Source organism: Arthrobacter koreensis (assembly GCF_009193255.1).
Lineage (GTDB): Bacteria > Actinomycetota > Actinomycetes > Actinomycetales > Micrococcaceae > Arthrobacter_B > Arthrobacter_B koreensis.
The window spans coordinates 89,298-115,841 of sequence record NZ_WACG01000001.1; the positions used below are offsets into that span (position 1 = coordinate 89,298).

25 protein-coding genes are annotated in these 26,544 nt (G+C 65.1%); 3 read left to right on the top strand and 22 right to left on the bottom strand.

All coding sequences use genetic code 11. The features are described 5' to 3' along the window. Window positions 1–27: 27 nt before the first annotated feature. The 13 genes from GD628_RS00400 to GD628_RS00460 all read right to left on the bottom strand — a co-directional run bounded on the left by GD628_RS00400 (window position 28) and on the right by GD628_RS00460 (window position 11,467). A complete protein-coding gene (locus tag GD628_RS00400) occupies window positions 28–456 on the bottom strand; it encodes a DUF2550 domain-containing protein (RefSeq protein ID WP_091603478.1) in 429 nt (142 codons plus the stop codon). Between the two features lie 9 nt (window positions 457–465). Further along, window positions 466–759, bottom strand: a complete 294-nt coding sequence (locus GD628_RS00405) for a F0F1 ATP synthase subunit epsilon (protein WP_055239633.1) — start codon at window positions 757–759, stop codon at window positions 466–468. A 5-nt stretch (window positions 760–764) separates the two neighbouring features. Next, a complete protein-coding gene (gene atpD, locus GD628_RS00410) occupies window positions 765–2,228 on the bottom strand; it encodes a F0F1 ATP synthase subunit beta (protein ID WP_091603475.1) in 1,464 nt (487 codons plus the stop codon). 70 nt (window positions 2,229–2,298) lie between these two features. Further along, on the bottom strand, window positions 2,299–3,192 hold the full coding sequence (locus GD628_RS00415; RefSeq protein ID WP_091603472.1) for a F0F1 ATP synthase subunit gamma: 894 nt from the start codon (window positions 3,190–3,192) through the stop codon (window positions 2,299–2,301). A gap of 93 nt (window positions 3,193–3,285) precedes the next feature. Beyond that, the gene (atpA, locus tag GD628_RS00420) at window positions 3,286–4,923 is read right to left on the bottom strand and encodes a F0F1 ATP synthase subunit alpha (protein WP_091603469.1); all 1,638 of its coding nucleotides are present in this window, start codon (window positions 4,921–4,923) and stop codon (window positions 3,286–3,288) included. Window positions 4,924–5,024: 101 nt separating this feature from the next. Beyond that, on the bottom strand, window positions 5,025–5,840 hold the full coding sequence (locus GD628_RS00425) for a F0F1 ATP synthase subunit delta (protein WP_091603462.1): 816 nt from the start codon (window positions 5,838–5,840) through the stop codon (window positions 5,025–5,027). Next, window positions 5,840–6,391 (bottom strand): F0F1 ATP synthase subunit B, encoded by a 552-nt coding sequence (locus GD628_RS00430; RefSeq protein WP_091603459.1) that lies wholly within the window; start codon window positions 6,389–6,391, stop codon window positions 5,840–5,842. The genes GD628_RS00425 and GD628_RS00430 overlap by 1 nt, the downstream gene beginning before the upstream one ends. 45 nt (window positions 6,392–6,436) lie before the next feature. Next, the gene (gene atpE / locus GD628_RS00435) at window positions 6,437–6,652 is read right to left on the bottom strand and encodes an ATP synthase F0 subunit C (RefSeq protein ID WP_026555392.1); all 216 of its coding nucleotides are present in this window, start codon (window positions 6,650–6,652) and stop codon (window positions 6,437–6,439) included. A gap of 69 nt (window positions 6,653–6,721) precedes the next feature. Beyond that, window positions 6,722–7,528: a F0F1 ATP synthase subunit A gene (gene atpB / locus GD628_RS00440; protein WP_152273516.1), complete on the bottom strand. Its 807-nt coding sequence runs from the start codon at window positions 7,526–7,528 to the stop codon at window positions 6,722–6,724. Window positions 7,529–7,622: 94 nt separating this feature from the next. Next, complete coding sequence (locus GD628_RS00445; protein ID WP_091603453.1) at window positions 7,623–7,901, bottom strand: AtpZ/AtpI family protein; 279 nt, start codon at window positions 7,899–7,901, stop codon at window positions 7,623–7,625. Window position 7,902: 1 nt separating this feature from the next. After that, on the bottom strand, window positions 7,903–8,385 hold the full coding sequence (locus tag GD628_RS00450) for a hypothetical protein (RefSeq protein WP_152273517.1): 483 nt from the start codon (window positions 8,383–8,385) through the stop codon (window positions 7,903–7,905). 158 nt (window positions 8,386–8,543) lie between these two features. Next, entirely contained in the window at window positions 8,544–9,548 is a 1,005-nt protein-coding gene (locus GD628_RS00455) for an MraY family glycosyltransferase (protein WP_152273518.1), read from the bottom strand. After that, a complete protein-coding gene (locus GD628_RS00460; protein WP_152273519.1) occupies window positions 9,548–11,467 on the bottom strand; it encodes a polysaccharide biosynthesis protein in 1,920 nt (639 codons plus the stop codon). Before GD628_RS00460 ends, GD628_RS00455 begins: the two co-directional genes overlap by 1 nt. A gap of 179 nt (window positions 11,468–11,646) precedes the next feature. Here GD628_RS00460 and GD628_RS00465 point away from each other — a divergent pair, with 179 nt between their 5' ends. The 3 genes from GD628_RS00465 to GD628_RS00475 are packed head-to-tail and all read left to right on the top strand — an operon-like array spanning window position 11,647 to window position 14,517. Next, on the top strand, window positions 11,647–12,546 hold the full coding sequence (locus GD628_RS00465; protein ID WP_091603440.1) for a glycosyltransferase: 900 nt from the start codon (window positions 11,647–11,649) through the stop codon (window positions 12,544–12,546). 1 nt (window position 12,547) lies between these two features. After that, window positions 12,548–13,555 (top strand): glycosyltransferase, encoded by a 1,008-nt coding sequence (locus tag GD628_RS00470; RefSeq protein WP_193313160.1) that lies wholly within the window; start codon window positions 12,548–12,550, stop codon window positions 13,553–13,555. After that, on the top strand, window positions 13,552–14,517 hold the full coding sequence (locus GD628_RS00475; protein ID WP_226802278.1) for an NAD-dependent epimerase/dehydratase family protein: 966 nt from the start codon (window positions 13,552–13,554) through the stop codon (window positions 14,515–14,517). The genes GD628_RS00470 and GD628_RS00475 overlap by 4 nt, the downstream gene beginning before the upstream one ends. Before the next feature lie 82 nt (window positions 14,518–14,599). On the opposite strand, the gene GD628_RS00480 is transcribed toward GD628_RS00475, so the two are convergent. The 9 genes from GD628_RS00480 to argS all read right to left on the bottom strand — a co-directional run bounded on the left by GD628_RS00480 (window position 14,600) and on the right by argS (window position 26,543). Next, on the bottom strand, window positions 14,600–15,337 hold the full coding sequence (locus GD628_RS00480) for an L-threonylcarbamoyladenylate synthase (RefSeq protein WP_152273522.1): 738 nt from the start codon (window positions 15,335–15,337) through the stop codon (window positions 14,600–14,602). A 4-nt stretch (window positions 15,338–15,341) separates the two neighbouring features. Further along, window positions 15,342–16,217 carry a peptide chain release factor N(5)-glutamine methyltransferase gene (gene prmC, locus GD628_RS00485; RefSeq protein WP_152273523.1) on the bottom strand — a complete coding sequence of 292 codons (876 nt, stop codon included), beginning with the start codon at window positions 16,215–16,217 and terminating at the stop codon, window positions 15,342–15,344. 8 nt (window positions 16,218–16,225) lie between these two features. Next, a complete protein-coding gene (gene prfA, locus GD628_RS00490) occupies window positions 16,226–17,305 on the bottom strand; it encodes a peptide chain release factor 1 (RefSeq protein ID WP_091603428.1) in 1,080 nt (359 codons plus the stop codon). A gap of 195 nt (window positions 17,306–17,500) precedes the next feature. Next, entirely contained in the window at window positions 17,501–19,591 is a 2,091-nt protein-coding gene (gene rho, locus GD628_RS00495; protein ID WP_091603424.1) for a transcription termination factor Rho, read from the bottom strand. 439 nt (window positions 19,592–20,030) lie between these two features. Continuing rightward, the gene (thrB, locus tag GD628_RS00500; RefSeq protein WP_226802279.1) at window positions 20,031–21,002 is read right to left on the bottom strand and encodes a homoserine kinase; all 972 of its coding nucleotides are present in this window, start codon (window positions 21,000–21,002) and stop codon (window positions 20,031–20,033) included. A gap of 12 nt (window positions 21,003–21,014) precedes the next feature. Next, window positions 21,015–22,139 carry a threonine synthase gene (gene thrC, locus GD628_RS00505; RefSeq protein WP_091603418.1) on the bottom strand — a complete coding sequence of 375 codons (1,125 nt, stop codon included), beginning with the start codon at window positions 22,137–22,139 and terminating at the stop codon, window positions 21,015–21,017. 4 nt (window positions 22,140–22,143) lie between these two features. After that, the gene (locus GD628_RS00510) at window positions 22,144–23,442 is read right to left on the bottom strand and encodes a homoserine dehydrogenase (protein WP_152273524.1); all 1,299 of its coding nucleotides are present in this window, start codon (window positions 23,440–23,442) and stop codon (window positions 22,144–22,146) included. A gap of 23 nt (window positions 23,443–23,465) precedes the next feature. After that, window positions 23,466–24,887 carry a diaminopimelate decarboxylase gene (gene lysA, locus GD628_RS00515; RefSeq protein ID WP_152273525.1) on the bottom strand — a complete coding sequence of 474 codons (1,422 nt, stop codon included), beginning with the start codon at window positions 24,885–24,887 and terminating at the stop codon, window positions 23,466–23,468. A 6-nt stretch (window positions 24,888–24,893) separates the two neighbouring features. Continuing rightward, a complete protein-coding gene (argS, locus tag GD628_RS00520) occupies window positions 24,894–26,543 on the bottom strand; it encodes an arginine--tRNA ligase (RefSeq protein WP_152273526.1) in 1,650 nt (549 codons plus the stop codon). Between the last annotated feature and the right edge of the window lies 1 nt (window position 26,544).

Here is a 26,544-nt window from a genome sequence, read left to right on the forward strand (position 1 = left end):
GCCTTTGCGCGCACTTAGTCCCGGGCCTTAGCGCCAGGTGCCGATGCCTATCACCGGACCGGCTTCCAGCCAGGAAGACAGTCCGGTGTAGACGTCATACTTCATTGCCATGAGCAGCTCGCGCCCCTCGTACTCCAGGGTCACTACCAGCGCTCCGGGCTGAATGCGGGCGCGCTCAGCCTCGGTGGGCTGGCGCCACCCCTTCACCTCCAGGGAGCTGCGCAGGAACCTGTGCGGAGGCCGCGGGCTGAGAGAGAACAGACGGAGCCATTCAAGATGGGTGTCCGTATAACGACAAACCCCCATCCGCCACCCGCCGGGCGGGAAGCAGATGGAGGCGTCGAAGGTACCCAGGGTGCGCCGCAGCTGCGTGCGGCGCACCCAGAAAAGCGCCGTTGCAAGTACCAGCAGCCCGAAGAAGGCTGCCAGCGCAATGAACACGTAGGTACTGTCCATTGGAGAGGGTCAGCGGGTCCCAGCGTTGGCTGCGTCGTTCAGCTGGGCGTTGTCCGCGACGATGACCACACGGTTGGAGTCGACGGAGAAGAACCCGCCGTCAACGCCAACGGTGATGCGGCTGCCGGACACCGGTTCGATGGCCAGCTCGCCCTCGGCCAGGATCGCCAGCACCGGCGCGTGGCCGGGAAGGATCCCGATTTCACCGTCGGCAGTGCGTGCCTTGACCATCTTTGCCGGACCTGACCACACAAAGTGGTCGGCCGCGACAATCTCGACTTCGAGTTCAGCAGTGTCAGCCATGGGGCTTACTTCCCGGTCTGCTCTTGGATCTTCGCCCACTGACGCTCAACATCGTCCATGCCGCCAACGTTGAAGAAGGCCTGCTCGGCAATGTGGTCCACGTCGCCGTCGCAGATAGCCTTGAAGCCTTCGATGGTGTCCTTGACGGATACGGTCGAGCCCTCAACGCCGGTGAACTGCTTGGCGGTGTAGGTGTTCTGCGACAGGAACTGCTGGATGCGGCGTGCACGGGCGACGACGATCTTGTCTTCTTCGCCCAGTTCGTCAATGCCGAGGATGGCAATGATGTCCTGCAGTTCCTTGTTCTTCTGCAGGATCTGCTTGACGCGGACAGCCGTGTCGTAGTGCTCCTGGCCAACGTACTGCGGGTCGAGGATACGCGAGGTTGAAGTCAGCGGATCCACGGCCGGGTACAGGCCACGGGATGCGATTTCACGGGAAAGTTCCGTGGTGGCATCCAGGTGCGCGAAGGTGGTGGCCGGAGCCGGGTCGGTGTAGTCATCAGCCGGGACGTAGATGGCCTGCATCGAGGTGATGGAGTGGCCCTTCGTCGAGGTGATGCGCTCCTGCAGCAGACCCATCTCGTCAGCCAGGTTGGGCTGGTAGCCCACGGCCGAAGGCATGCGTCCCAGCAGGGTCGACACCTCGGAACCGGCCTGGGTGAAGCGGAAGATGTTGTCGATGAAGAGCAGCACGTCCTGGTTCTGGACATCGCGGAAGTATTCCGCCATGGTCAGGCCGGACAGTGCAACGCGCAGACGCGTTCCCGGCGGCTCATCCATCTGGCCGAATACAAGGGCGGTGTCCTTCAGGACGCCTGCCTCTTCCATTTCAACCCAGAGGTCGTTGCCTTCACGGGTACGCTCGCCAACACCGGCGAACACCGAGGTACCACCGAAGTTGCGGGCAACACGGGTGATCATTTCCTGGATCAGAACGGTCTTGCCAACGCCGGCGCCGCCGAACAGGCCGATCTTTCCACCCTTGATGTACGGGGTGAGAAGGTCGATGACCTTGATGCCGGTTTCCAGCATCTCGGTGGATCCCTCAAGGTCCGCGAAGTTCGGGGCCTTGCGGTGGATCGGCCAGCGCTCGTTGATTTCCAGCTGCTCGGCCGGAACGTCCAGCGGCTCACCGAGCACGTTGAAGATGTGGCCCTTGACGCCGTCACCAACGGGAACGGAGATCGGAGCACCGGTGTCCACCACGGCTGCGCCGCGGACCAGGCCGTCGGTGGCCTGCAGGGAGATGGCGCGTACGAGGTTGTCACCCAGGTGCTGGGAGGTCTCGAACGTGATGGTCTTGGTCTCACCGTTGAGCGTCAGCTCGGTGGTGAGTGCATTGTAGATGGTGGGGATTGCGTCAGCCGGGAATTCGACGTCGACAACCGGGCCAATGACACGGGCGATACGGCCTGTGGCGCCCGGGGCTACGGAGGTTGCTCCGTGCTCGGCAGTTTGGGCAGTCATCTCTCTCACTTCACTCAGTTAGATGGCGTGTGGACTAAGTATTTTCTGGTGGATCTCTTCGATAAGCGGGCTAGGAAGCGCTGAGCGCGTCCGCACCTGCCACGATCTCGGAGAGTTCCTGGGTGATTTCAGCCTGACGGGCGTTATTGCGAAGTCGCGTGTACTTCTTAATAAGTTCGGAGGCGTTGTCCCCTGCGGATTTCATGGCGCGCTGGCGGGCTGCGAGCTCGGAAGCGGCGGCCTGGAGCATAGCTGCGAAGATGCGCGACTCGATGTAGCGCGGCAGCAGTGCGTCAAGGACCTGTTCCGGTTCGGGCTCGTACTCGTAGAGGGGCAGGATGTCCGATTCGGACGGTGCTTCCTCTTCGACTACTTCCAGCGGCAGCAGGCGGATTACCGCAGGTTCCTGGACAACCATGGACTTGAAGCGCGTGAATACGATGTGGATTTCGTCCACGCCGCCGTCTTCGTAGGCCGTATTGAAGTCATCGAGGAGTGTCTTGCCGATTTCACGGGCGGTCTCGAACTCGGGCGCATCCGTACCGCCGGTCCACACGCGTTCGTAAGCGCGGTCGCGGAAGTCGTAGTACGCCTGGGCCTTGCGTCCCACCAGGTACGTCTTGACCTCTTTGCCCTCTTCACGGAGCAATTCGTTCAGCGATTCGCTCTGCTTCAGGACTCCGGCGGAGTACGATCCGGCAAGACCGCGGTCAGAAGTCATGATCACTACTGCGGCCCGGCGGATCTGCTCCGGCTCGGTAGTCAGCGGGTGATCGATTTCCGACTGGGACGCCACAGCAGAAACGGCACGGGTGATCGCATTGGAATAAGGCAGCGCCGCGGCAACGCGGGTGCGGGCCTTTCCAATGCGAGAGGCAGCAATCAGCTCCATCGCCTTGAAGATCTTCTGCATCGACGTGGTCGAGGCGATCTTCTGGCGGTAGACCCGAATTTGGGCTCCCATACTTTTCCTTTCGGTTCCTAGTTGAGACTAGGGGCTAAGGCAATGGCCAGGGGTTCCGCGGCCGGCTTGCACCGGCCGCGGAACTCTAAGCCGCTAGCGCTTCTGCTTGACGATCTTTTCCTGGTCGACGGCGTCCTCGTCCAGAGCCGAAGCTTCTTCGTGGCCGGCAGCAACCATGCGGTTGTCACCCTCGCCGAAGAAGCCCTGCTTGAAGTCGGTGATGAGCGTCTTGAGTTCGTCAACCGTTGAGTCTTCGAGCTTGTTGGTCTCGGCCAGAACGGTCATGACCTTCGAAGAGTGGCGGACGTGGTCAAGGAACTCGGATTCGAAGCGGCGAACATCTTCCACCGGAACGTCATCGAGGAAGCCGTTCGTACCGGCCCAGATGGAGACAACCTGGTCTTCAACGGGGTACGGCGCGTACTGGCCCTGCTTGAGCAGTTCCATCAGGCGTGCACCGCGGGTCAGCTGCTGGCGGGAAGCCGCATCCAGGTCCGAGGCGAACATGGCGAATGCCTGCATGTCACGGTACTGGGCCAGTTCCAGCTTCAACGTACCGGAAACCTTCTTCATGGCCTTCTGCTGTGCCGCACCGCCAACGCGGGAGACGGAGATACCAACATCCACGGCAGGGCGCTGGTTGGCGTTGAAGAGGTCCGACTGCAGGAAGATCTGGCCGTCGGTGATGGAGATGACGTTGGTCGGGATGTAGGCCGAGACGTCGTTTGCCTTGGTCTCGATGATCGGCAGGCCGGTCATCGAACCTGCGCCGAGCTCGTCGGAGAGCTTTGCGCAACGCTCCAGCAGGCGGGAGTGCAGGTAGAAGACGTCGCCCGGGTAGGCTTCGCGTCCCGGCGGGCGGCGCAGCAGCAGCGACACGGCACGGTAGGCTTCAGCCTGCTTCGAGAGGTCATCAAAGATGATCAGCACGTGCTTGCCGCCGTACATCCAGTGCTGGCCGATAGCCGAGCCGGCGTACGGTGCCAGGTACTTGAAGCCTGCGGGGTCAGATGCCGGGGAGGCCACGATGGTGGTGTACTCCATGGCGCCTGCATCTTCGAGGGTCCGCTTGATCTCGGCGATCGTGGACGCCTTCTGGCCGATGGCCACGTAGATGCAGCGCACCTGCTTCTCCGCGTCACCCGAAGCCCAGTTGGCCTTCTGGTTCAGGATGGTGTCGACGGCGATAGCGGTCTTGCCGGTCTTGCGGTCACCAATGATCAGCTGGCGCTGGCCGCGGCCGATCGGGATCATCGCGTCGATGGCCTTCAGGCCGGTCTGAAGCGGTTCGTGAACCGACTTACGCTGGGTAACACCCGGTGCCTGCAGTTCCAGTGCGCGGCGTGCCTCAGCCTGGATCGGTCCCATGTCGTCCAGGGGCTCGCCCAGGGGATCGACGACGCGGCCGAGGAAGGCATCCCCAACGGGGACGGACAGGACTTCACCGGTGCGGTGAACTTCCTGGCCTTCTTCAATTCCGCCAAAGTCGCCGAGGACAACGACACCGATTTCACGGGTGTCGAGGTTCTGGGCCAGGCCCAGCGTGCCGTCCTCAAACCGAAGCAGCTCGTTCGCCATAACGGAGGGCAGGCCCTCCACACGGGCAATGCCGTCGCTGGCGGTGGTTACGCGGCCAACTTCAACGCGCTCTGCGTTTCCGGGTTCGTAGGACGCCGCAAATTCATTCAACGCATTACGGACGTCGTCGGCGTTGATGGTCAATTCGGCCATCTGCAGTCCCTGCTCTCCTATGTTGTGATCATCGCTTCGTGCCGATGACCTTCGATTGGTTCTCAAATGTTTCTCATGGCCCGGTAAGCCACAAAGGGTGGCTAAACCGCGAGCTTCCGGCGGAGTTCCGACAAACGGGTTACCACGGTGGAATCGACGACTTCATCGCCCACCGTAACCCGGATGCCCCCGACGATCGAGGGATCAACGGTTGCGTTGATCTTCAGCTCGCGCCCGTACAGACCGTTCAGAGACGCCTGCAGGCGTGCCCGCTGCTCATCGGTGAGTGGCCGGCTGGTGCGCACTTCGGCGATCCACCGCTGCTGCCGTCCGGCAACCAGTTCAAGGAACCGGGTGACCAGGGCGGTCGGGCGGAGTCCACGCGGAGCGGTGACAGCCTGACGGATCAGTACCTTCGCAGCGTCGGAGCTGCCCGGCACCAGTTTCTCTGCCAGCTCTGCCCGTGCCTGCAGGCTTGCCTGCGGGTTGGACAGTGCTCGCTGCACCTCATGGCTGGCTGCCACGGTCTCGTTGAAGGCGAAAAGTTCGCTCTCAAGTTCTTCAAGGCCGGCTGAACCGGGACCCTTGTTTTCCGCGACCGCGGAGACAACCGTTGCAGCCAGGGTTTCCAGAGCATCCCCGAGGTCGCGCGGTGTGCGCCACCGGGATTCAACCAAAGAAGCAACAATCTGCTCGGCGTCGGCCGAAACCTTGCCGCCAACCAGTTTGGAGACCAGGGCTGCCTTCTCATGGCCATCACGAGCCGGATCAGTCAGGGCCCGCAGCAGGCCGGTCTGGCCGTCCAGGAGGCCCAGGATTCCAAAGAGTTCCTCGGCGAGGCCGAGGGTCGCGTTGGGAAGGCGTGCTTCCAACTGACCCTGGGCCGCTGCCAGTGACTCGCTCGATATACCTGCCATTACTGAACCGCACCTGCGTTCTGCGAGGTTTCCAGCTCATCCAGGAAACGGTCAACCACGCGGGCGGAGCGCGCGTCGTCGGCGAGGGACTCGCCAACGATCTTGCTTGCCAGCTCGGTGGCCAGGGTTCCTACCTCGGCGCGGAGCGAGACAACTGCTGCCTGGCGCTCGGCTTCGATGGTCACCTGGGACTGTTCCATGATGCGTGCCGATTCGGCAGCAGCCTTTGCCTTCAGGTCGGCGAGAATCTGAGCGCCTTCAGCGCGCGCTTCCTCACGGATCCGGTTGGCTTCGGTGCGTGCGTCGATCAGCTGCTGCTTGTACTCGTCGAGGGCAGCGCTGGCTTCAGCCTGTGCTGCCTCGGCCTTGGCAAGTCCGCCTTCGATGGCCTCGGTACGTTCTGCATACGTCTTCTCGAACATCGGGACGACGAACTTGACGACGATGAACATCAGCACGGCGAAGCCAAGCAGTGTTACCAGGATCTCCCAGATGTTTGGGATCAGAGGATTAGCGCCTTCAGCGGCGGCGAGGATTACTGCCTCGTTCATTTCTCATCCGTCCTATCTACTTGGTGTGGGAAATACGCGCTGACGTTAGAGGACGAACGCGAAAACCAGACCAAGGATGGCGAGGGCTTCGGTCAGGGCCAGGCCCAGGAAGGCGATCGGCTGCAGGACGCGCTGTGCTTCGGGCTGGCGTGCAACACCGTTGATGTAAGCGGCGAAGACGAGGCCCACACCGATTGCACCGCCGATTGCGGAGAGGCCGTAGCCGATGAGGTTCAGGGAGCCGGAGATTTCACCAGTCATTGGTATTTCCTTTCAAGATGCCCGCAGGCAGGTTGTTTGGTTCAGGGGGTTCCCCGCTAAGGGGAGGTTTTAGTGGTCCGCGGCTGCTACTGAGCCTTGGATGTAGATCGCAGTCAGCAGGGTGAAGACGTACGCCTGCAGGCACTGGATCAAAACTTCGAACAAGAACATTCCGACGCCGCCGACCAGGGTCAGCGCGCCGAGCGGCTTGAGCAGGCCTTCGGCCTCCAGCAGGAGGAACTCGGTGCCCGACGCAGCAAGCATGATGATCAGGTGGCCTGAGAGCATCGTGGCGAAGAGTCGGAGGCTGTGGGTGATCGGGCGGACCAGGAAGGTCGAGATGATTTCGATCAGGACCACCAGCGGCAGGATTGCAACCGGAACACCGGAAGGAACGGTGGCGTACTTGAAGTACTTGATGCCGTGCTTCTTGATGCCCAGGATGATCCAGGTGAAGTACACGATGGCGGCCAGTGCGTACGCGGTGCCTACGTGGGAGGTGGTCGGCAGCTGGGCCAGCGGGATGCTGCCCCACAGGTTGTTCAGCAGGATGAAGAAGAACAGCGAGAACAGCAGCGGAACAAAGGGACGGAAGTCCTTTTCACCGATGATGTCGCGGCCGATCGAGTTGCGGACCAGGTTGTAGCTGAACTCGCCCAGGAACTGCAGACGGCCCGGTACAAGCTGCCGCTTCCGTGCGGCAGCAATAAAGAACCAGCTGATCAGGGCAACGGACAGCAGGATAAGCAGCATCTGCTTTCCAAAGCCCTCGCCGTACTCGGCGCCCCAGGGAAGGATCTCAGGGAGGTGCATTTCATCGAGGGTTGGTGCAACAAACCCCTCTTCATTGGCGGCGGGAAGCGCAAGCGCGATCAACGCGTTTCCTCTCTGCTTTGTCCATCGTTGGGCATTTCATTGGCGGGGGCATGTGGCATGCATCCGTTTACTAAGTTGTGTGACATTGCTTCGTCTAACCCTCATCCGGCCGTTCTCCGCCCGTAGGCGGTTTTGGCTTAGTGGAAGTGAGCCCGTGGGCGGCGGCGACGTAAAAACCGCTCAGCCCGCCCAGGGCGATACCTGCAAAAAGAATCCAGCGGGTCCCCAGAAGACTGTCCAGCCCCCACCCTATCAAACCAAGGGCAATGATTCCGGACAGGACATATTGGAGGATTGCGCGGCGCTTGCTCAGCGGGGCTTCAAACGCAGCGGGAACCTGTCCGGCTGCATTCTTCTTTGATTTCGCTGCCACCTCAGGCTCCTTTCGCGGCGTTGTCTGTAGGCGCTGGCACATCGTTGTAAATCAGCTGGCGCGTGCGGGAAAACGCACGGATTTCGGCGACCTGCCAGATCACTACGGTGCCGAGGGCAGCAAAAGCGAACCACGGGCGCTCGAGCCATTCAGGCACGCCCACGCTCCAGAGGGCCACCGCGAAACCGACAACCTTGACCGCATATGTCACGGCGAACATTCCTATGGCGCCTGACGGGTTCTTCCGTCCCACTACATGTCCGACTACGAGGCTGAGCCCGAAGAACAGGGCGATGAGGCCCCAGCCGGCGGCAACGCTCGCGGCACCGGCAGGTCCCGGACCAGCGATCAGTGCGGCCGCTGCTGCGGCGGCGGCAGGGATGCCGGTCCAGGCAAGGGACGTCCCCAGGATGCGGAGCCAGGGCGCGTCTGTGGGCCCGGAAGCACTGATCCGCTTAGCGCGTGCGCCGTCGGCTTGGCTCATGGCTGAAGGATCATCCTTGCGATGTGGGGAAAACGGCTGTGGGAAGAGCTAGTGGCGACGCAGCTCTGTACGTCGCACCGCTTGAATTCTACAGTACATAGAACTGCGCTGTGACATCCGTGCGGGCGACAGTCCGCTTCGTACTGTCCGGAAGGGCATCACGTGCGTGCCCGCTGCCGGAAGTGCGCGGCAATCCTTGGAGAGGCCAGGTACAGGCAGGAAACGGCAATCACTAACACGGTGCCCGCCGCCGTCGTACCCCAGCCGGTCCCTCCGGTAACCAGGCCGGTGCCGCCCACGACTACGGTGCACAGTGTCACCAGGGACGCAGACTGGACGTGGCTGAAACCTTCGTCGGTGAGCCGCTGGTAAACATGCTGGCGGTGGGCGGCATACCACCGCTCGCCGCGCCAGATCCTGCGCACCAGCGTGGTGAAGGCATCCAGCAGGTAGATCAGGATGGGGAAGAGCAGGTACTCGATGTAGACGCCGGCGAGGAACGCGGCAACAGCGGTCCCCGCGATGGCTGCGCCGAGCAGGTAGCTGCCGACGTCGCCCATAAAGACCGATCCGCGGCCCAGGTTCCAGGGCAGGAAGGCCGCGAAGGCCGCGGCGATCACCGACCCCGCGGCGATGAGCCACACCTGGTCCGAGAGGACGCCCGCCATGGCATAGAGGACACCGACCGCCAGCCCGTGCAGGCCGGAGATGCCGTTGACGCCATCCATGAAGTTGGCCACGTTGATGTAGCCGGCGATGACGAGGGTTCCCACCGGGACCCACCAGAAGCTCTGGCCCAGCGCGGCGGCCAGGGCCGTGGTTCCGGCGGCGCCGATTGCCAGCTGCAGTCCAAACCGGACCAGCACGGAGAGGCCGCGGAAGTCCTCCACCCAGCCCAGCAGCGACGCCGAGGCGATGATACCGATCAGCAGGAGGACCAGTGAGCGGTCGACCGCCACATAGCCGGTCAGCAGGGCCGTTGCGAGGCCAACCAGTACACCCGCTGCAATGGTGGCACCCACTCCCCTGATGACGGTCTTCGTGTGGGAAGAACGCTCATTGGGCACATCCACGACCCCCAGCCGGCGCAGCAGCGGGATAAACGCGAAGGGCAGCAGCAGGCTCGCCAGGAACGCGGCTGCGGCTGAAGCGGCAAGGGCCATCAGCCGGTCCGCCGATCGCCCTGCCCGGTTCCGTCCTGGATATCCGCCAGTCGCAGTGCTGCCGTATCAGGAAGCGGGAAGAGCGCAGTGGCCGCTCCCCCGGCAGTCTCCGCGGCGGCCGCCGGTCCGAAGCCGCACCGCCGCAGCCAGTCCTCGGCGTCGAGTTCCTCCGGGTCCAGGACATCCACGGATGCATGGGAGATCTTCGGGTGAAGCGGCCGGGAATCGTCCTCGCCGGTGCCCACCAGGATTTCGTGGAGCTTTTCGCCTTTCCGGAGTCCGGTAAAGACAATGTCTATGTCCTTCCCGGACATGGCGATCATGCGTCGCGCAACATCCAGGATCTTGACCGGCTCGCCCATGTCCAGGATGAGCACCTCTCCCCCGCGCCCGATTGCGCCGGCCTGGATCACCAGCTGGCACGCCTCGGGGATGGTCATGAAGAACCGCGTCACCTCGGGGTCCGTCACCGTCACCGGTCCGCCCTGGCGGATCTGTTCGGTGAACAGCGGCAGCATGGATCCCCGGCTGCCAATGACGTTTCCGAACCGGACCGAAACAAAACGCCGTCCGCTGCGCCCAGCCATCCATGCGGTGAGCTTCTCCGCCACGCGCTTTGAATGTCCCAGCACTGTGGTTGGGTTAGCTGCCTTGTCCGTTGAAATGTTGACGAAGTGGCTGACGCCGGCCTTCTGCGCCGAGCGCAGGACGTTCGCCGTGCCAAGCACGTTGGTCTTCCATGCTTCCAGCGGGTACTGCTCCAGCAGTGAAACATGCTTGAGCGCGGCAGCATGGAAAACTACGTCGGGGCGGCGCTGGGCAAAAACCTCGTCCAGTGCCCGCGCGTCCCGGATGTCCGCGAGGACCGTGTCCCGGCCGTTGAGCAGGCCCTGGCCGGTTATGGACAGCTGGGTGAGCTGGAGCCCGGTTTCGTCACGGTCCACCATGATCAGCTCGCTCGGCTCGAAAGCCGTGATCTGGCGGCACAGCTCCGAACCGATGGATCCGCCGGCACCGGTGACCAGGACCTTCTTTCCCTTGAGGTAGCCGGCCACTTCATCCACGTGGATGTCCACGGGCCGACGGCCAATGAGGTCCTCGACGGCGACTTCCCGGAAATCGGTCAGGCCGGCGCCTGTGCCCTTTGCCAGCATGTCCCGGAGCGGGGGAAGCACCATCACCCGGAGGTTCAGGCCTTCTGCCTGGTCCGTGACCTGGCGCACCTGGGACGCGTCTGCGTCACCGATCGCGATGATGAGCACTGTGGCACGGGTCCGCTGTGCTGCCTCGCGCAGGTCGGTGAGCCTCCCCACCACGGGAACGGTGCCAAGCCTCAGGTGTTTCTTGGCCGGATCGTCGTCGATCAGGCCTACGGGGTAATACGGGGATTCCGGATCGTTCATCATCCGTGTGACAAGTGAGTTGCCCAGGAAGCCCGCGCCGTAGATCAGGGCCCGGTGTGCTTCCTCGCCGGGACGCGCCTTGCTTTCAACGTACATCCGCTTCATATAGCGGATGGCAGCCATGAACAGGCAGGCGAACGGGAACGCCAGGACGCCGGTGCTGCGGGGAATGTCTAGCGCGAGGCCAAAGAGCGCACTCACGAGGACCAGGATTGCCGAGACCACGATCGTAACCACGGCCAGCAGGCGCATCTCATGGAAGCTGCCGAAGCTGTACCGCCCGCGGTACAGGGCGAACGAGTACCCCACCACGAGCTGGGTCACCACGGCCACGCCGCAGAATGCGGCCAGGCCGGACACGTTGATCTCGTCCACGGACAGCTCGTAACGCAGGATCAGAGCCAGGACAATGGCCACCACCCAGGCCAGTGAGTCCAGCACATATTGAGACCAGAGCCAGAGCGCCGGCTTCTCGTCCCTGGCCGGGGTGGTTCTGTCCCTGCTTGAATCGTTCATAGTCCTCAGCGGGCCTGCGCCCGGTTCGTGTCTAGGTTGTAAGCGGTCCTGCCATGCCGCAGGCACGGCAGGGCGTCCAATCCGGTGTAATAGACTGAATTCTATTCAGCATACTAACTGCACCCCCTTGAACGTCCGGCACCGCCGGGGTATCGGGGCGGAGCCGTGAAAGGAACGTCTTGCCGGAATCAGTGGCCGTTGCAGCGGTGACATTCGACCGCCCCGATGACGTCAAGACCCTCCTCGGGGCCCTGGCCGCGCAGTCGGCCGGCGTCTCTACGGTGGCCTTGGTGGACTCCGGCACGAGCCCGGTCAAGGACATCGCCGAGTCTTCAGCCGCGAACGTGAACTACGTCCGTTCGGAGACGAACCTGGGCGGCGCGGGCGGCTTCTCCCTGGCGATCCTCACCGCAATGGCTTCCGGCGCCGATTGGATCTGGATCATGGATGACGATGCGCATCCGGAAGACCCGGGCTGCCTGCAGGCACTGCTCGACGGCGCCAATGAACGCGGGCTGGATGTCATCCTTCCGCTCGTGGTTGCCCCCGGCAAACCCGACACCCTCTCCTTCCACTTCCGGGTTGACGGCCGCCTCACCCATGACCGGGCAGAGGTCGCCAAGGCCGGGTTCATTCCCGGGGTGGGCCACTTCTTCAACGGCGCGCTGATCCGCCGCGACGTCTTCTTCCGCGTTGGCCTGCCGGACCTCAGGCTCTTCATCCGCGGCGACGAGACGGACTTCATGATCCGGCTCCGCAAGGCAGGCATTCCCTTCGGCACCCTGACCTCGGTGGCACTGAGCCACCCGGCCGCATGGTCCGAGGTCCAGGAAATCCTCGGCGGGCGCCTGCACGTCCTGGTCCCTGACACTGAGTTCAAGCGCTTCTTCTTCTACCGCAACCGCGGACACCTGACGCGCAGGTACCGACGGGTCCGTTCCCTCGCGGCGGACGCTGCCGGCTACCCCATCCACTTCGCACGTACCCGTGACCTGCGCGGGTTCAGGTCCTGGCTGCGTGCCTACGCCGGCGGATTCCGCGGCAAAACCTTCGGGCCGCCGTCGGACCAGGGCTTTTAGCGTGTCAGCAACGGCAGCGGGAATCGACGGCCTGGCACTGGTAGTCGTGACCTTCAACAGGTCCGGCTACCTGCGCGGCCTGCTTGAATCCGTGGCAGGACTGGATCCCGCACCGGAGCGCGTGGTGGTGGTGGACAACGCCAGCACCGATGACACCGCTGCGTACCTCGACTCCGCCGCGGCTGGGTCCCCGGTGCCGCTGACAGTGGTCACCCTCACGGAGAACACCGGCGGTTCCGGCGGATTCTCTGCCGGAATCCAGGCTGCGCTCGAACTGGGTGCGCAATGGCTGTGGCTGATGGACGACGACGTCGAGGCCCTCCCGGGTGCCGTGGCCGCACTGGGAAAGTGGACAGGAACCTACGACTGCATTCACGGCAGGCGCTATGACGAAGCCGGGAACCCGTTCTTCTGGCAGCACCGGTTCATACCGCTGCTGGGCGTGCACGTGCCCGTCCGAGGCAACGTTTTCCGGGACAGCGCCGCATTCGAGACCAATGTGGGCTGCTTCGAGGGCATGCTCATCAGTGCCGGGGCAGTGCGCGCAATCGGGCTTCCGGATCCGCGGTACTTCATCAACGGTGACGACGAGATCTACGGCTGGCTGGCTTCCCTGAACCACAAGGTCGCCTACGTTGACGACTTCGTGCTGCGCAAGGTACGCCCGCAGAAGCAGATTGACCTGGGCATCCGGCACCTCAATGATTCGAGCGACCTGAGCCGCTTCTGTGCCATGCGCAACCGCGGACACACTGCCGGCTACCTTCGCAGCCACGGCCGCTTCAACCGGGCCGGGTTCGCGGCCGGCACCCTCCTCACGGCAGCAAAGGAACTCCTGCGGCTCGCAGCCGTTGAGCACCGGTTCAGCGGAGCCGGTGCCCTGTGGCGGGGATGGCGGGAATCGCGGGCCATCCTCAGGGATGCCGCCTGGCAGCCCATGCCGCCACTGTCCGGGCCTTCGGGCCCAGCAGTTCCACGAGACCCCGAAACCGGCAGGATGGTCCTTTGAGCAGCAGTACACCCGCAGGGCAGGAACCCGTCTGGGCTGTCCTCGGCGCCAGCGGCTTCATCGGCAGTTCGCTCGAAGCAGTCCTCACCAGCGCCGGCATCACGGTGCGTTTCGTGAAGGCTCCCCGACTCACGTCCCGGACCTTCGAGGTGTCGGGTATCCTCGCCGAGGCGGCCGCACTCCGGGACATCCGGCAGGACCTCGCCGGCGCACTTTCGGGAGCGGACGTCGTGATCAACGCGGCAGGCCTGGCCACACCCACCGGAGCCGACTCTCCCGAGCTGCGCGGCGCCAACGCACTGCTGCCCGTAGTCATCGCCGATGCCGCGGACGATGCCGGCGCCCGGCGCTTTATCCACCTCAGCAGTGCCGCCGTCCAGGGACACCGGCCGCTGCTGGATGAAAGCACGCAGGTGGAGCCGTTCTCCGCCTACTCCCGGTCCAAGGCACTCGGCGAGGCCGCACTGGGAGCACGGGTACCGGGAAGGTGCCCGGTAACCAGCCTCCGCGCCACGTCTGTGCAGGGTGCGTCGCGCCAAACCACGGCGTCCCTTGTCCGGGTGGCCTCCACCCCGCTCTCCTCCGTTGCCGGCCGGGGGAAGTCTCCCAGTCCGGTGAGCTCCGTGGACGCACTGTGCAGTTTCGTGCTGGCGGCGGGCCGGCATTCCGGCACCGTGCCGCCGGTCATCCTGCAGCCCTGGGAGGGTGCCACCGTGGCCTCCGTGCTCAGCGCCGCCGGCGGACGCAGTCCCCTGCACCTGCCGGTATGGCTGTGCCGCACGGCACTGCGGACCGGCTACCTGGTATCGGGACTGTTCGGTGAGCGCCTGCACGGAACACTGCGCCGGGTGGAAATGATGTGGTTCGGCCAGCGGCAGGCACCGGGCTGGGCCGAGGCAACCGGAAACGTACCGGAGCCGCGCGTCCACCAGGTCCTTGAGGCTGCTCGCAAACTCTCTTAAAAGAAGCAGCCTCCGGACCGCTGCCGTGAAGCTGCGGTCCGGAGGCTGCTGCGGACGGGTATCCGGGATTCCCGCGGACGGCCTAGGACTCCGGAGACGCCGGCGCCTCGCTGCCGGCATCGGCCGGAACGCCCGGCTCGGCGTTCTGCGCGGCCGGCTCTTCGCCCAGCCCCAGCACGGACGGCACTACGGCCCGGAGCTCGTCCAGGCTGACAGCGCCGTCGCGCACTACGCGCAGCACGGGACCGGTGGCGTCAACGATCGTCGACGGAATTCCCTCGCTGCCTTCAGCGGGACGCGGCCCTGCTTCCAGGTAGACTTCCACGGATTCGGCCAGCTGGGCCTGTGCCTCGGCCGCGGTCTGCGCCGCGGGCTGACCCGTGCGGTTGGCAGACGAGACAGCCATGGGGCCGGTCAGCGCCAGGAGATCCAGCGCAATTTCGTCGTCGGGCATTCGCAGCGCAACCGTGCCCTTGGTGTCTCCCAGATCCCACGTCAGCGAAGGCTGGGCATGGAAAATGAGGGTCAGTCCGCCCGGCCAGAAGGCTTCGGCGAGGGCACGGGCTTCGTCCGGGACATCCACGGCCAGCCCGTCCATCGTCTGGAGCCGCGGCACTAGGACGGGTGGCGGCATGGACCGTCCACGGCCCTTCGCCGCCAGCAGCGTAGCCACCGCCTGCGGTGAGAAGGCATCGGCGCCGATTCCGTACACCGTATCGGTGGGGAGCACGATGCACTGCCGGTTGGCGATGGCCTGCTGCGCGGCAGCTAGTCCGGCACTGCGGGTATCAGTATCTGTGCAGTCAAAGCTGGTGGTCACGGGGCTATTCTTTCACGTCGGGAAGAGTGGTTGGGGTTGCTGACCGGACTGCCGAGGTGGCCCTGGGACGGTCATTCAGGTCATTGTGGGAAGCGACGTCCTGCCACGCCGGATCCGCTGCGAGCCGTTCGGCGATGGTGCCGGCCTGCACTTCGGCATGTTCCATCACGAAGTAGCCGCCCGGTTTGAGCAGCCGCGCCGCAGTCCTGGCAGCGGCGTCGGGAAGCTCCATCCCGTCCTCTCCCCCACCGTAGAGGGCCATGGCCGGATCGTGTTCAGCGGCTTCCGGCTCGTTGGGAACGGCGCCGGCGGGAATGTAGGGAGGGTTGGAGGCGACGACGTCGAAGGTGCCTTCCTGCCCCGCCAGCGCTGTCCGGAGGTCACCTTCAAGCACCTGGACGCCAAGGGGTTCAAGGTTCCTGCGTGCCCAGGCGAGGGCCAGCGGACTCAGTTCCACCGCGACGACCTGTGCGCCCGGAACCTCTGCCGCCACGGACCCGGCAATGGCGCCGGACCCGGTGCCGAGGTCTGCGACCCGGGCCGGAGCCGGCACCACGAGCGCATGGTCGATGGCCAGCTGCGCCACGGTTTCGGTTTCCGGCCGCGGCACGAAAACCCCGGGCCCCACCGCAAGTTCCAGGCGGCGGAAGTATGCCTTGCCGGTGAGGTGCTGCAGCGGAATCCGGCGGGCGCGTTCGGCAACCAGTTCTGCATAGCCTTCCGGTGCCGCGGCATCCGTGAAGGCAAGCGCCTTCACCCTGCCCACGCTCTCGCCGAGCAGGTGCGCCGCCAGCAGCTCTGCGTCCACCCGGGGGCTTGGCACGCCGGCAGCGGCCAGTTCCGCGGCCGCGTCGCGCAGGGCCGTCTCCAGGGAGGGCACTGCGTTGCCTAGGCTTCGTCGCCGATTGCGTCCAGGCGGGCCTGCTCATCCATTTCGATGGCAGCCTGGACAACGGCTTCCAGGTCACCGTTCATGACGGTGTCCAGGTTGTAGGCCTTGTAGCCGGTGCGGTGGTCCACAATCCGGTTTTCCGGGTAGTTGTAGGTGCGGATGCGCTCGGAACGGTCCATCGTGCGGATCTGGGATTTGCGGATATCCGAGTTCGCGGCGTCGATCTTTTCCTGCTCGTGGGCCAGGATGCGGGAACGCAGCACTCGCATGGCCGCTTCACGGTTCTGCAGCTGGGACTTCTCGTTCTGCATGGCCACCACAATGCCGGTCGGCAGGTGGGTGATGCGCACGGCGGAGTCGGTGGTGTTCACGGACTGCCCGCCCGGGCCGGAGGAACGGTAGACGTCGATCTTCAGGTCATTCTGGTTGATCTCGACTTCTTCGGGCTCATCCACTTCGGGCAGCACCAGTACGCCGGCGGCAGACGTGTGGATGCGGCCCTGGGACTCGGTGACGGGCACGCGCTGCACGCGGTGCACGCCGCCTTCATACTTCAGGCGGGCGTAGACGCCCTCGGCCGGATCGTTGGAGGAACCCTTGATGGCCATTGACACGTCCTTGAAGCCACCAAGGTCCGATTCGGTGGCGGAGATGATCTCCGTGCGCCAGCCGCGGGACTCCGCGTAGCGGGTGTACATACGCAGCAGGTCTCCGGCGAACAGGGCCGCTTCGTCGCCGCCTTCACCGCCCTTTACCTCAATGATGACATCGCGGCCGTCGTTGGGGTCACGCGGAATCAGCAGGCGGCGGAGCTTCTCCTGGGCTTCGGCCAGCTGGTCCTTGAGCACGGGCACCTCGGCGGCGAATTCCGGGTCCTCGGCTGCCATTTCCTGGGCGGCAGCGAGGTCGTCTTCCAGTCCGTGCCAGGAGTTATAGGCATCGACAATACGGCTCAGCTCGGCGTAGCGGCGTCCCAGCCGGCGTGCCAGCCCCTGGTCCGCGTGCACGGCGGGGTCGGAGAGCCGCATCTGGAGTTCGGCGTGCTCATCCAGCAGTCCCTGTATGGACTCAAACATTGTTTTCCATTCCTTCTTCGCGCCGTGGGATGCGCGCCTGTGTTCGCGGATCCCGCTGCTGTCTTAGAACCATTCTCGCCCCGGGCGGCAGCTGGAAATAATCGGCTGCCGCTTCGCTGCGGTTAACTGCCAAGCCGCCCAGGCCCCCGGGTCCTCCTGGAGAGGGCCGGGGGCATGAGCGGCTCGGTGGGGCAGCTAATCGTTCTTAGTGCCCAGGGTGGTCTTCTGCACCTGCATCAGGAACTCAACGTTGGACTGGGTTTCCTTGATCTTGCCGGTGAGCAGTTCAAGTGCCTGCTGCGTGTCCAGGCCCGAAAGCACGCGGCGCAGGCGCCACATGATCTTGACCTCTTCAGCCGAAAGCAGGTTCTCTTCGCGCCGGGTTCCCGAGGCGTTGACGTCCACGGCCGGGAAGATGCGCTTGTCCGCGAGGTTGCGGGAAAGGCGCAGTTCCATGTTGCCGGTGCCCTTGAACTCTTCGAAGATGACCTCGTCCATCTTGGACCCGGTCTCGACGAGCGCGGTGGCCAGGATGGTCAGTGAGCCGCCGTTTTCGATGTTCCGGGCAGCACCAAAGAAACGCTTCGGCGGGTACAGCGCGGAGGAATCCACGCCGCCGGAGAGGATACGCCCCGACGCCGGAGCCGCCAGGTTGTAGGCACGGCCCAGGCGGGTCATCGAGTCCAGCAGGACCACGACGTCGTTGCCCATCTCCACGAGGCGCTTGGCCCGCTCAATGGCGAGTTCGGCAACCGTGGTGTGGTCATCGGCCGGACGGTCGAAGGTGGAGGCAATGACCTCGCCCTTGACCGTGCGCTGCATGTCGGTGACTTCTTCGGGACGTTCGTCCACGAGGACCATCATCAGGTGCACTTCGGGGTTATTGATGGAGATTGCGTTGGCGATCGCCTGCAGGATGAGCGTCTTGCCGGCCTTCGGCGGGGAGACGATCAGACCGCGCTGGCCCTTGCCGATCGGGGCCACCAGGTCAATGACACGGGGGCCGATGACCTTGGGCGAGGTCTCCAGGCGCAGGCGCTCGGACGGGTAGAGCGGAACCAGTTTGTTGAACTCGACCCGGTCCTTGTTGTCCTCGGCGGGCTTGCCGTTGACGGAGGTCAGGCGGACCAGTGCGTTGAACTTCTGGCGTGCCGAGTTGCCCTGGTTCTCGCCTTCGCGCGGGGCGCGGATGGCGCCAACCACCGCATCGCCCTTGCGCAGGTTGTACTTCTTGACCTGGGCGAGCGAAACGTAGACGTCATTCGGGCCGGGCAGGTAACCGGAGGTGCGGACGAACGCGTAGTTCTCCAGGACATCCAGGATGCCTGCGACGGGCAGCAGGACGTCGTCCTCGGTGACCTCGACGTCGTCAACCTCGGGGCTGCGGTCGCGGTTGCGGCGCCGCTCGTTGCGGTCGCGGAACCTGTCATTGCGGTCACCGCGGTCATTGCGGTCGTTCCGGTTGCGATTGCGGCGGTTGCGTCCGCTGCGGCTGTTGTCATCGCCGTCGGCATCGCGGTCGCTGCGGTCGTTCCGGTTGCTCTCGCGGTCGTTGCGGGAGTTGTCCCGGTTGTTCTCGCGGTCGTTCCGGTTACCGTCGCGGTCGTTCTTCTCGCCGCGGTCGCCGCGGTTGCGGCTGCGGCCCGAACGCTCGTTCCGGTCATCCTCGCGGGATTCGCGGGAGTCCCGTCCGGCTTCGCCCTTCTCTGCCTTGTCCTGGGAAGGAGCGGCCTCGGCCGAGCCTTCCTCGGCGGTGTTCTCGCTGTCGCTGCGGCGGTTGCGGCGGTTCCGGCCGCGCTCGCGCTGGCCTTCTTCCCGGCCGTTTTCCTGTGCCGGAGCGGCTGCAGGGGCTTCGGCGGGTGCTGCTTCAGCGGTTTCGCTGCCGGCCGGAGAGACGACGCCGTCGCTCGCTGCACGGCGGTTGCGGTTGCGGGTGCGGGACGGACGCTCAGCGGCCTTCTCGCCCTCGGCTTCAGCCGGGGCTGCGGCGGCGGCTTCCTGGGCCGGGCGCTCCGCCACGGCCTTGTCCGCCTGCGGTGCCTCTGCCTTCGAACCGCGGACCGGACGGTCTGCTACGGCTCCGCCGCGCTGGTGGTTCGAGATGGCGGTAACCAGGTCGCCCTTGCGCATGCGGGATCCGCCGGTGATTCCCAGCTGTCCGGCCAGTGCCTGCAGCTGTGCAAGCTTCAGGCCGGCAAGGCCGGAGCTCTTGGAATTCGATTCACCGTTGGAACCGGCGGATGCTGATGAGTCCACACCTGCAGTCAGGTCGGTGGTATCTGTCACGAAGGATCCTTCCCCCTCGTCGGGCGGTCCGGCATGGATGCCGGCCGCGTTGAATGGCCCTGGAACCGATGATCTGACATGCGGTCCAGGGTTCACCTGCTGCGGGGAATCCCGGCAACGGTGAAATCTGCTGGTGCCTTGTTTGGAGAGTCCACGGGATACGGCAGCCAGGCTGCCGGAAAACGCGTGGATCAGATAATCGTTCGACTGACCGTTTCTTGGCAGTCTCCGGAAGGCTACACCGATGCTTGCATTTCCGCGGGTGGACTTTACCCTGCCGTCCGAATTGTTATGAAGGCTGCTTAGCTGCCAGCACGTGGGCTGGAAACTGCAGATCAGTCATTTCATCCGGTCATGAGGAGCAAGCCACGGTGGTCCACAGAACGGGACGACCTGCCGGTGGAAGCACAAATACGGTTGCATACCGATTTTCGGGTATTTACCGCTGGTGCAGTACCACTCTAGCACCATCTCGGTCCACGCCAAGCCGAAGCACACGCCAATTCCCGCTGCTTTCCCCGCCCAGGCGGGCAGCAAGGAACGCTTCGGCGGCATCCGCCTGTTCCGTTCCGGAAGCCAGGACCATCACGGTGGGCCCCGCCCCGGATACCACGGCGGCAAAGCCGGCGGTGCGGAGGGACGCAATCAGTTCGGCGCTGGGCGCCATGGCCGGCGCACGGTACCCCTGGTGCAGGAAGTCCTCGGTTCCTTCGCGCAGCAGCGACGGGTCCGCGGTAAGGGCCTGCATCAGCAGCGCCGCCCGTCCGGAGTTCGCTGCCGCGTCACGGTGCGGCACCATGGCGGGCAGCAGCCCGCGCGCGCTCTCAGTCGACAGCTCCGTGGCGGGTACGGCGGCTACCGGGATGATGTCCGGATGCACGTCCGCGCGGACGGACCGGAAGACACCGTCCTCTTCCCAGGAGACCGCCAGCGCACCGGCGAGGGCGGGAGCCACGTTGTCCGGGTGTCCTTCCAGCGCCGAACAGGCATGCAGCAGTCCGGCAGCGTCCAGGCGTGCGGAAGCCGGAAGCAGTGCGTTGCCGGCGAGGACGCCGGAGACGATCGCCGACGCCGAAGAGCCGAGGCCACGGCCGTGCGGAATGACGTTCTCGCATTCGAGCTCGAACCCGCCCGCGGCGTATCCCGCGCTCCGGATCGTGTCCACTATGGTCCGGGCAACAAGGTGCGTACCATCCGTGGGCAGCACTGCTTCGCCCTCGCCGCTCACGCGCACCCGGATCCCGTCCGAGTCCGTGGTGCGCACGCGCACGGTGTCGTACAGGGTGACGGCGAGGCCCAGGGAGTCGAAGCCCGGCCCCAGGTTTGCGCTGGTTGCCGGGACCCGGACGCTGAGGTCCTGTCCCGCGGCAACCCGCGAAGCCGAAGGGGTATCCGCGTGCTGGAATTCCACCTGCATGCCCGGCTAGCGGGCTTCAGCCGGGGCGGACTCTTCGAGCCCCAGGGCAGCGGCAACGCTGACGACGTCGAAGTCCACCTTCGTGGGTTCAACATCGGACCCGTCTGCGGTGCGGAGGGCCCACTGCGGGTCCTTCAGGCCGTGGCCGGTGACGGTGATGACGATCTTCTTGCCCGTGGGGGCCTCGCCGGCGGCATGCTTCTTCAGCAGGCCTGCCACGCCGGCTGCGGAGGCCGGTTCCACGAAGACGCCCTCGCGGGAGGAGAGCCAGCGGTGCGCTTCGAGGATCTCGGTGTCCGAGACGGCTTCAATAAGCCCGCCGGACTCGTCGCGGGCAGCGATCGCCTGGTCCCAGGAAGCCGGGTTGCCAATGCGGATGGCGGTAGCGATGGTGTCCGGGTCCGTGACCGGGTGGCCCTTGACCAGCGGAGAAGCGCCTTCAGCCTGGAAGCCCCACATAACCGGGGTCTTGGTGGCAACCGGTGCCAGCTCGGTACCGGCCTGGTTGGTCCACGGCTGGGCGTACTCCCGGTAACCGCGCCAATAGGCAGTGATGTTGCCTGCGTTGCCCACCGGCAGCAGGTGGTAGTCCGGGGCGTCGCCCAGGTAGTCCACAACCTCGAAGGAGGCGGTCTTCTGGCCTTCGATGCGGGCCGGGTTCACGGAGTTGACCAGGAACACCGGGTAGGCCTCGGCCAGCTTGCGGGCAACTTCGAGGCAGTTGTCGAAGTTGCCGTTGACCTGCAGCAGCTGCGCGCCGTGCGCGATGGCCTGGCTCAGCTTACCCATGGAAATCTTGCCGTCCGGCACCAGCACGGCACAGGTAAGCCCGGCCTGGGTGGCGTAGGCGGCGGCGGAAGCACTCGTATTGCCGGTGGAGGCACAGACCACGGCCTTTGCGCCGGCTTCCACTGCGGCGGTCATGGCCATGGTCATACCGCGGTCCTTGAACGAACCGGTGGGGTTCATTCCTTCGACCTTGAGGTAGACCTCGTTGCCGGTCAGCTCGGAGAGTGCCTTCGCGTGGACCAGCGGGGTGCCGCCTTCACCGAGGGTGATGACCTCGGTCTTTTCGGTAACCGGGAGACGGTCGGCATATTCGCGGATAACGCCGCGCCATTGATGAGCCAAGGTTCTAGACCCCTTCTACCCGCAGGACGGATGTAACTGAATTGATGACGTCCAGGCCCTTGATGGCCTCGACGGTGGCCGCCAGTGCGGCCTCGGGCGCCCGGTGGGTGACAAAGCGCAGTTCGGCGCTGGCGCCGGCTGCGTCGGTGTGGCTCTTTTGGCGCATGGTCTCAATGGAGACGCCGTTTTCGGCAAAGACGCGGGCGACGGCGGAGAGGACTCCCGGTGCGTCGGCAACGTCGAGTCCGATGCTGTAGCTGGTGGTGACCTTCTCCAGCGGCAGGGCCGGAACATGTCCGGAGGCTGCTTCGACGCCCATGTGGCCGCCCAGCACCAACCGGCGCGCAACGGTGACCACATCACCCATCACCGCGGAGGCAGTTGGGGTACCGCCGGCGCCCTGGCCGTAGAACATCAGTTCACCGGCGTTCTCCGCCTCGACGAAGACGGCGTTGAACGCGCCGTGCACCGCGGCCAGCGGATGGGTGCGCGGCAGGAGCGTGGGGTGCACGCGGACGCTGACGCCCTCGGCGCCGTCGGACTCCAGCTTCTCCGCGATGGCCAGCAGCTTGATGACAAAGCCGGCGTCCTTGGCGGCGGCAATGTCCGCCGCGGTGACGGCAGTGATGCCTTCGCAGGACACGTTGGCCATTTCGAAGGTGGTGTGGAAGGCAAGGGACGCCAGGATCGCGCCCTTGGCAGCGGCGTCGTGCCCTTCGACGTCGGCGGTGGGGTCCGCTTCGGCGTAACCCAGCCGCTGTGCTTCGGCCAGCGCATCGGCGAACTGAGCGCCGGTTGAGTCCATGGCATCCAGGATGTAGTTCGTGGTGCCGTTGACGATGCCCAGCACCCGGGTGATCCGGTCACCGGAGAGGCTGTCACGGATCGGGCCGAGGATGGGAATGGCTCCGGCAACCGCCGCTTCATAGGCCAGGCGGACACCGGCGGCGTCGGCCTTCTCATACAGCGCGGCGCCGTCGGCAGCCAGCAGCGCCTTGTTGCCGGTGACTACGGAGGCACCGTGGCCAATGGTATGAAGGATCAGGCTGCGGGCAGGCTCAAGGCCGCCCATCAGCTCAATGACAATGTCCGCGGACTCGACCAGCGAGTCGGCGTCGGTGGTGAACAGTTCGCGGGGCAGCTCGACGTCGCGGGGAGCATCCAGGTTGCGGACGGCGATTCCAACCAGCTCCAGCTGCGCACCCGTGCGTGCCGTGAGGTCAGCGGCATCGTTCAGGAGGATCCGGGCTACCTGGGATCCCACGTTGCCGCAGCCCAGCAGGGCCACCTTGAGTGTCTTCATTGCTTTGCGTTCTCCAATACCGGTCATGAAACGTCCCGCGCCAGCAGGTCTTCTTCGGTTTCGCCGCGGATAATCAGCCGCGCTGCGCCGTCCCGGACAGCCACGACGGGCGGACGGGCAATGTAGTTGTAGTTGCTCGCCAGCGCCCAGCAGTACGCGCCGGTGCCGGGAACGGCCACCAGGTCTCCGTGGTCAACGTCCGAGGGCAGATAAACATCCCTCACCACTATGTCCCCGCTTTCGCAGTGTTTGCCAACCACGCGCGAAATAACCGCGTCATGTTCCGAGGCGCGGGAAGCCAGTACCGCGGAGTAGTCCGCGTCATACAGGACGGGCCGGGCGTTGTCGCTCATGCCGCCGTCGACTGAAACGTAGCGGCGTTCCGCGGACCCGCCGTCGGCCGTATCCACGCGGACAGTCTTGACGGTCCCTGCACGGTACAGCGTGAAGGTGGTCGGGCCCACGATCGCGCGGCCCGGTTCGATGGAGATTCGCGGCACGGCGAGCCCAAGCGCGGCGCAGGTGCCGGAGACGACGGCGGCCATGGCCTTGGCGATCTCCGCGGCCGGGCGCGGGGTGTCGGCCTCGGTGTAGGCGATTCCGTAGCCGCCGCCCAGGTCCAGTTCGGGCAGCTCGACGCCGTGGAGCTGCTTGACCTCGGCCAGGAAGCCGAGCAGGCGGCGGGCCGCTTCCTCGAATCCTGCCGGGTCGAAGATCTGCGAGCCAATGTGGCTGTGCAGGCCCAGCAGCCGGATACCCGGGTTCTGCAGGGCCGCGGCCACGGCTTCCGAGGCCGGGGACATCCCGGATTCACGGTCCGCTGCCATGGACAGGCCGAACTTCTGGTCCTCGTGCGCCGTGGCAATAAATTCGTGGGTATGTGCATGGACACCGGGGGTCAGGCGCAGCATCACGTTTGCCTGCACCCCGCGTTCCTGTGCCAGGGCACCGAGGCGGTGGAGCTCCGGAAGGGAATCCACCACAATCCGGCCCAGCTCCATGTCCAGCGCCCGGTTCAGCTCGGCGTCGGACTTGTTGTTGCCGTGCAGGCCCAGGTTCGCTCCGGGAATTCCGGCACGGGCGGCAACGGCCAGCTCACCGCCGGAACACGTGTCCAGGCGCAGCCCCTCAGAGGCCACCCAGCGGGCGATTTCGGTACAGAGGAAGGCCTTGCCTGCGTAGTAGACGTCCACTCCCCCGCAGGCGTCCGCGAACGCCGCGTCGAAGGAGTCCTTGAAGTCGCGGGCCCGGGCACGGAAGTCGGCTTCGGATACAACGAACAGCGGGGTCCCGAATTCAGCGGCGAGGGCGGAGACGGGGATGCCGGAAATCTCCAGCTCACCGTTCCCGCCGCGCAATACGTCCTGCGCCCACATGCCGGGGCGGAGCGCGTTTGAATCCTCGGGGAAGCTGAGCCACTGCGGCGCCAGCGGGGAGATACTCATGGAGACCTACATCCGTTCCGGTGCAGAGACGCCCAGCAGGTCCAGTCCGTTGGCCAGGACCTGCCGTGCGGCAGTGTTCAGCCACAGCCGCGTGCGGTTGACGTCGGTGACCTCTTCGCCGTTCTGCGGGGCGATGCGGCAGGCGTCGTACCAGCGGTGGTAGGTACCGGCAATGACTTCGAGGTGCCGGGCCACGCGGTGCGGTTCGCGGAAGGCGCTGGCCTGGGCCACCACGCCGGGGTACTGGCCCAGGGCAGCAAGCAGGGCGCTCTCGGTCGGGTGGGAGAGCAGCGCGGCGTCGAACGCGGAATCATCCACGCCCGCGGCTTCGGCGTTGCGTGCCAAGGCGTAGGTCCGGGCGTGGGCGTACTGGACGTAGAACACCGGGTTCTCGTTGCTGCGCTTGGTCAGCAGGTCCAGGTCGATGTCAATGTTCGAGTCCGCTGAGAAGCGGGCCAGGGTGTAGCGCGCGGCGTCCACACCGACGGCGTCAACCAGGTCTTCGAGCGTGACCACGGTTCCGGCGCGCTTGGACATACGGACCGGCTTGCCGTCCTTGACCAGGTTCACCATCTGGCCGATCAGCACCTCGACGCACTCCGGATCGTGGCCCAGGGCGGCCGCGGCGGCCTTCAGCCGGGCAACGTAACCGTGGTGGTCCGCCCCGAGCATGTAGATGTTGAGGTCGAAACCGCGCTCGCGCTTGTTCTGGATGTAGGCGATGTCTCCGGCGATGTAGGCGGCGTTGCCGTCCGACTTGATCACCACGCGGTCCTTGTCATCACCGAATTCGGTGGAGTTCAGCCACCAGGCGCCGTCCTTCTCGTACAGGTTCCCGGAGCCCTTGAGCTTCTCGAGCAGCATTTCGACCTGCCCGTTTCCGTGCAGGGAGTCCTCGTGGAAGTACACATCGAAGTCCACGCCGAAGTTGTGCAGGGATTCCTTGATGTCACCGAACATCAGGTCCACGCCAACGGCACGGAAGCGTTCCTGTGCCTCCGCTTCCGGGAGTTCCAGGATGTCCGGTTCAACGGCAAGCACGCGCGAAGCGATGTCCTCGATGTAGGCACCGGCGTAGCCGTCTTCGGGAGCCGGCTCGCCCTTGGCGGAGGCCAGCAGGGAGCGGGCGAAGCGGTCGATCTGCGCACCGTGGTCATTGAAGTAGTACTCACGGGTGACTTCCGCGCCCTGGGATTCGAAGACCCGGGCCAGGGCGTCGCCGACGGCGGCCCAGCGGGTACCGCCCAGGTGGATCGGACCGGTGGGGTTGGCGGAGACGAACTCGAGGTTGATCCGGGTTCCGGACAGCGCATCGGAGCGGCCGTAGGCGGGGCCTGCTTCAACGATGGCCTTGGCCAGTTCACCGGCGGCACCGGCGTCGAGCGTGATGTTCAGGAAGCCCGGCCCGGCGATGTCCACCTTCGCGACGCCGTCAATCTGCTCCAGCCGCGAAGAGAGGATTTCCGCGAACTGGCGGGGGTTCATGCCGGCCTGCTTGGACAGCTGCAGGGCGATATTGGTGGCCCAGTCGCCGTGGTCCCGGTTCCGCGGCCGCTCAACGCGGACGTCGGAGGGAAGCTCGATGCTGAAATCACCCGCATCGATGGCGTCTTTGAGGCAGGCGGTTACGGCAGAGGAAAGTTCTTCAGGAGTCACC

Coding starts and splice junctions, on each gene's coding strand:
- GD628_RS00400 (WP_091603478.1), bottom strand. CDS start 456: ATGGACAGTACCTACGTGTTCATTGCGCTGGCAGCCTTCTTCGGGCTG.
- GD628_RS00405 (WP_055239633.1), bottom strand. CDS start 759: ATGGCTGACACTGCTGAACTCGAAGTCGAGATTGTCGCGGCCGACCAC.
- atpD (WP_091603475.1), bottom strand. CDS start 2,228: ATGACTGCCCAAACTGCCGAGCACGGAGCAACCTCCGTAGCCCCGGGC.
- GD628_RS00415 (WP_091603472.1), bottom strand. CDS start 3,192: ATGGGAGCCCAAATTCGGGTCTACCGCCAGAAGATCGCCTCGACCACG.
- atpA (WP_091603469.1), bottom strand. CDS start 4,923: ATGGCCGAATTGACCATCAACGCCGACGACGTCCGTAATGCGTTGAAT.
- GD628_RS00425 (WP_091603462.1), bottom strand. CDS start 5,840: ATGGCAGGTATATCGAGCGAGTCACTGGCAGCGGCCCAGGGTCAGTTG.
- GD628_RS00430 (WP_091603459.1), bottom strand. CDS start 6,391: ATGAACGAGGCAGTAATCCTCGCCGCCGCTGAAGGCGCTAATCCTCTG.
- atpE (WP_026555392.1), bottom strand. CDS start 6,652: ATGACTGGTGAAATCTCCGGCTCCCTGAACCTCATCGGCTACGGCCTC.
- GD628_RS00450 (WP_152273517.1), bottom strand. CDS start 8,385: ATGAGCCAAGCCGACGGCGCACGCGCTAAGCGGATCAGTGCTTCCGGG.
- GD628_RS00455 (WP_152273518.1), bottom strand. CDS start 9,548: ATGGCCCTTGCCGCTTCAGCCGCAGCCGCGTTCCTGGCGAGCCTGCTG.
- GD628_RS00460 (WP_152273519.1), bottom strand. CDS start 11,467: ATGAACGATTCAAGCAGGGACAGAACCACCCCGGCCAGGGACGAGAAG.
- prfA (WP_091603428.1), bottom strand. CDS start 17,305: ATGTTTGAGTCCATACAGGGACTGCTGGATGAGCACGCCGAACTCCAG.
- GD628_RS00510 (WP_152273524.1), bottom strand. CDS start 23,442: ATGAAGACACTCAAGGTGGCCCTGCTGGGCTGCGGCAACGTGGGATCC.
- lysA (WP_152273525.1), bottom strand. CDS start 24,887: ATGAGTATCTCCCCGCTGGCGCCGCAGTGGCTCAGCTTCCCCGAGGAT.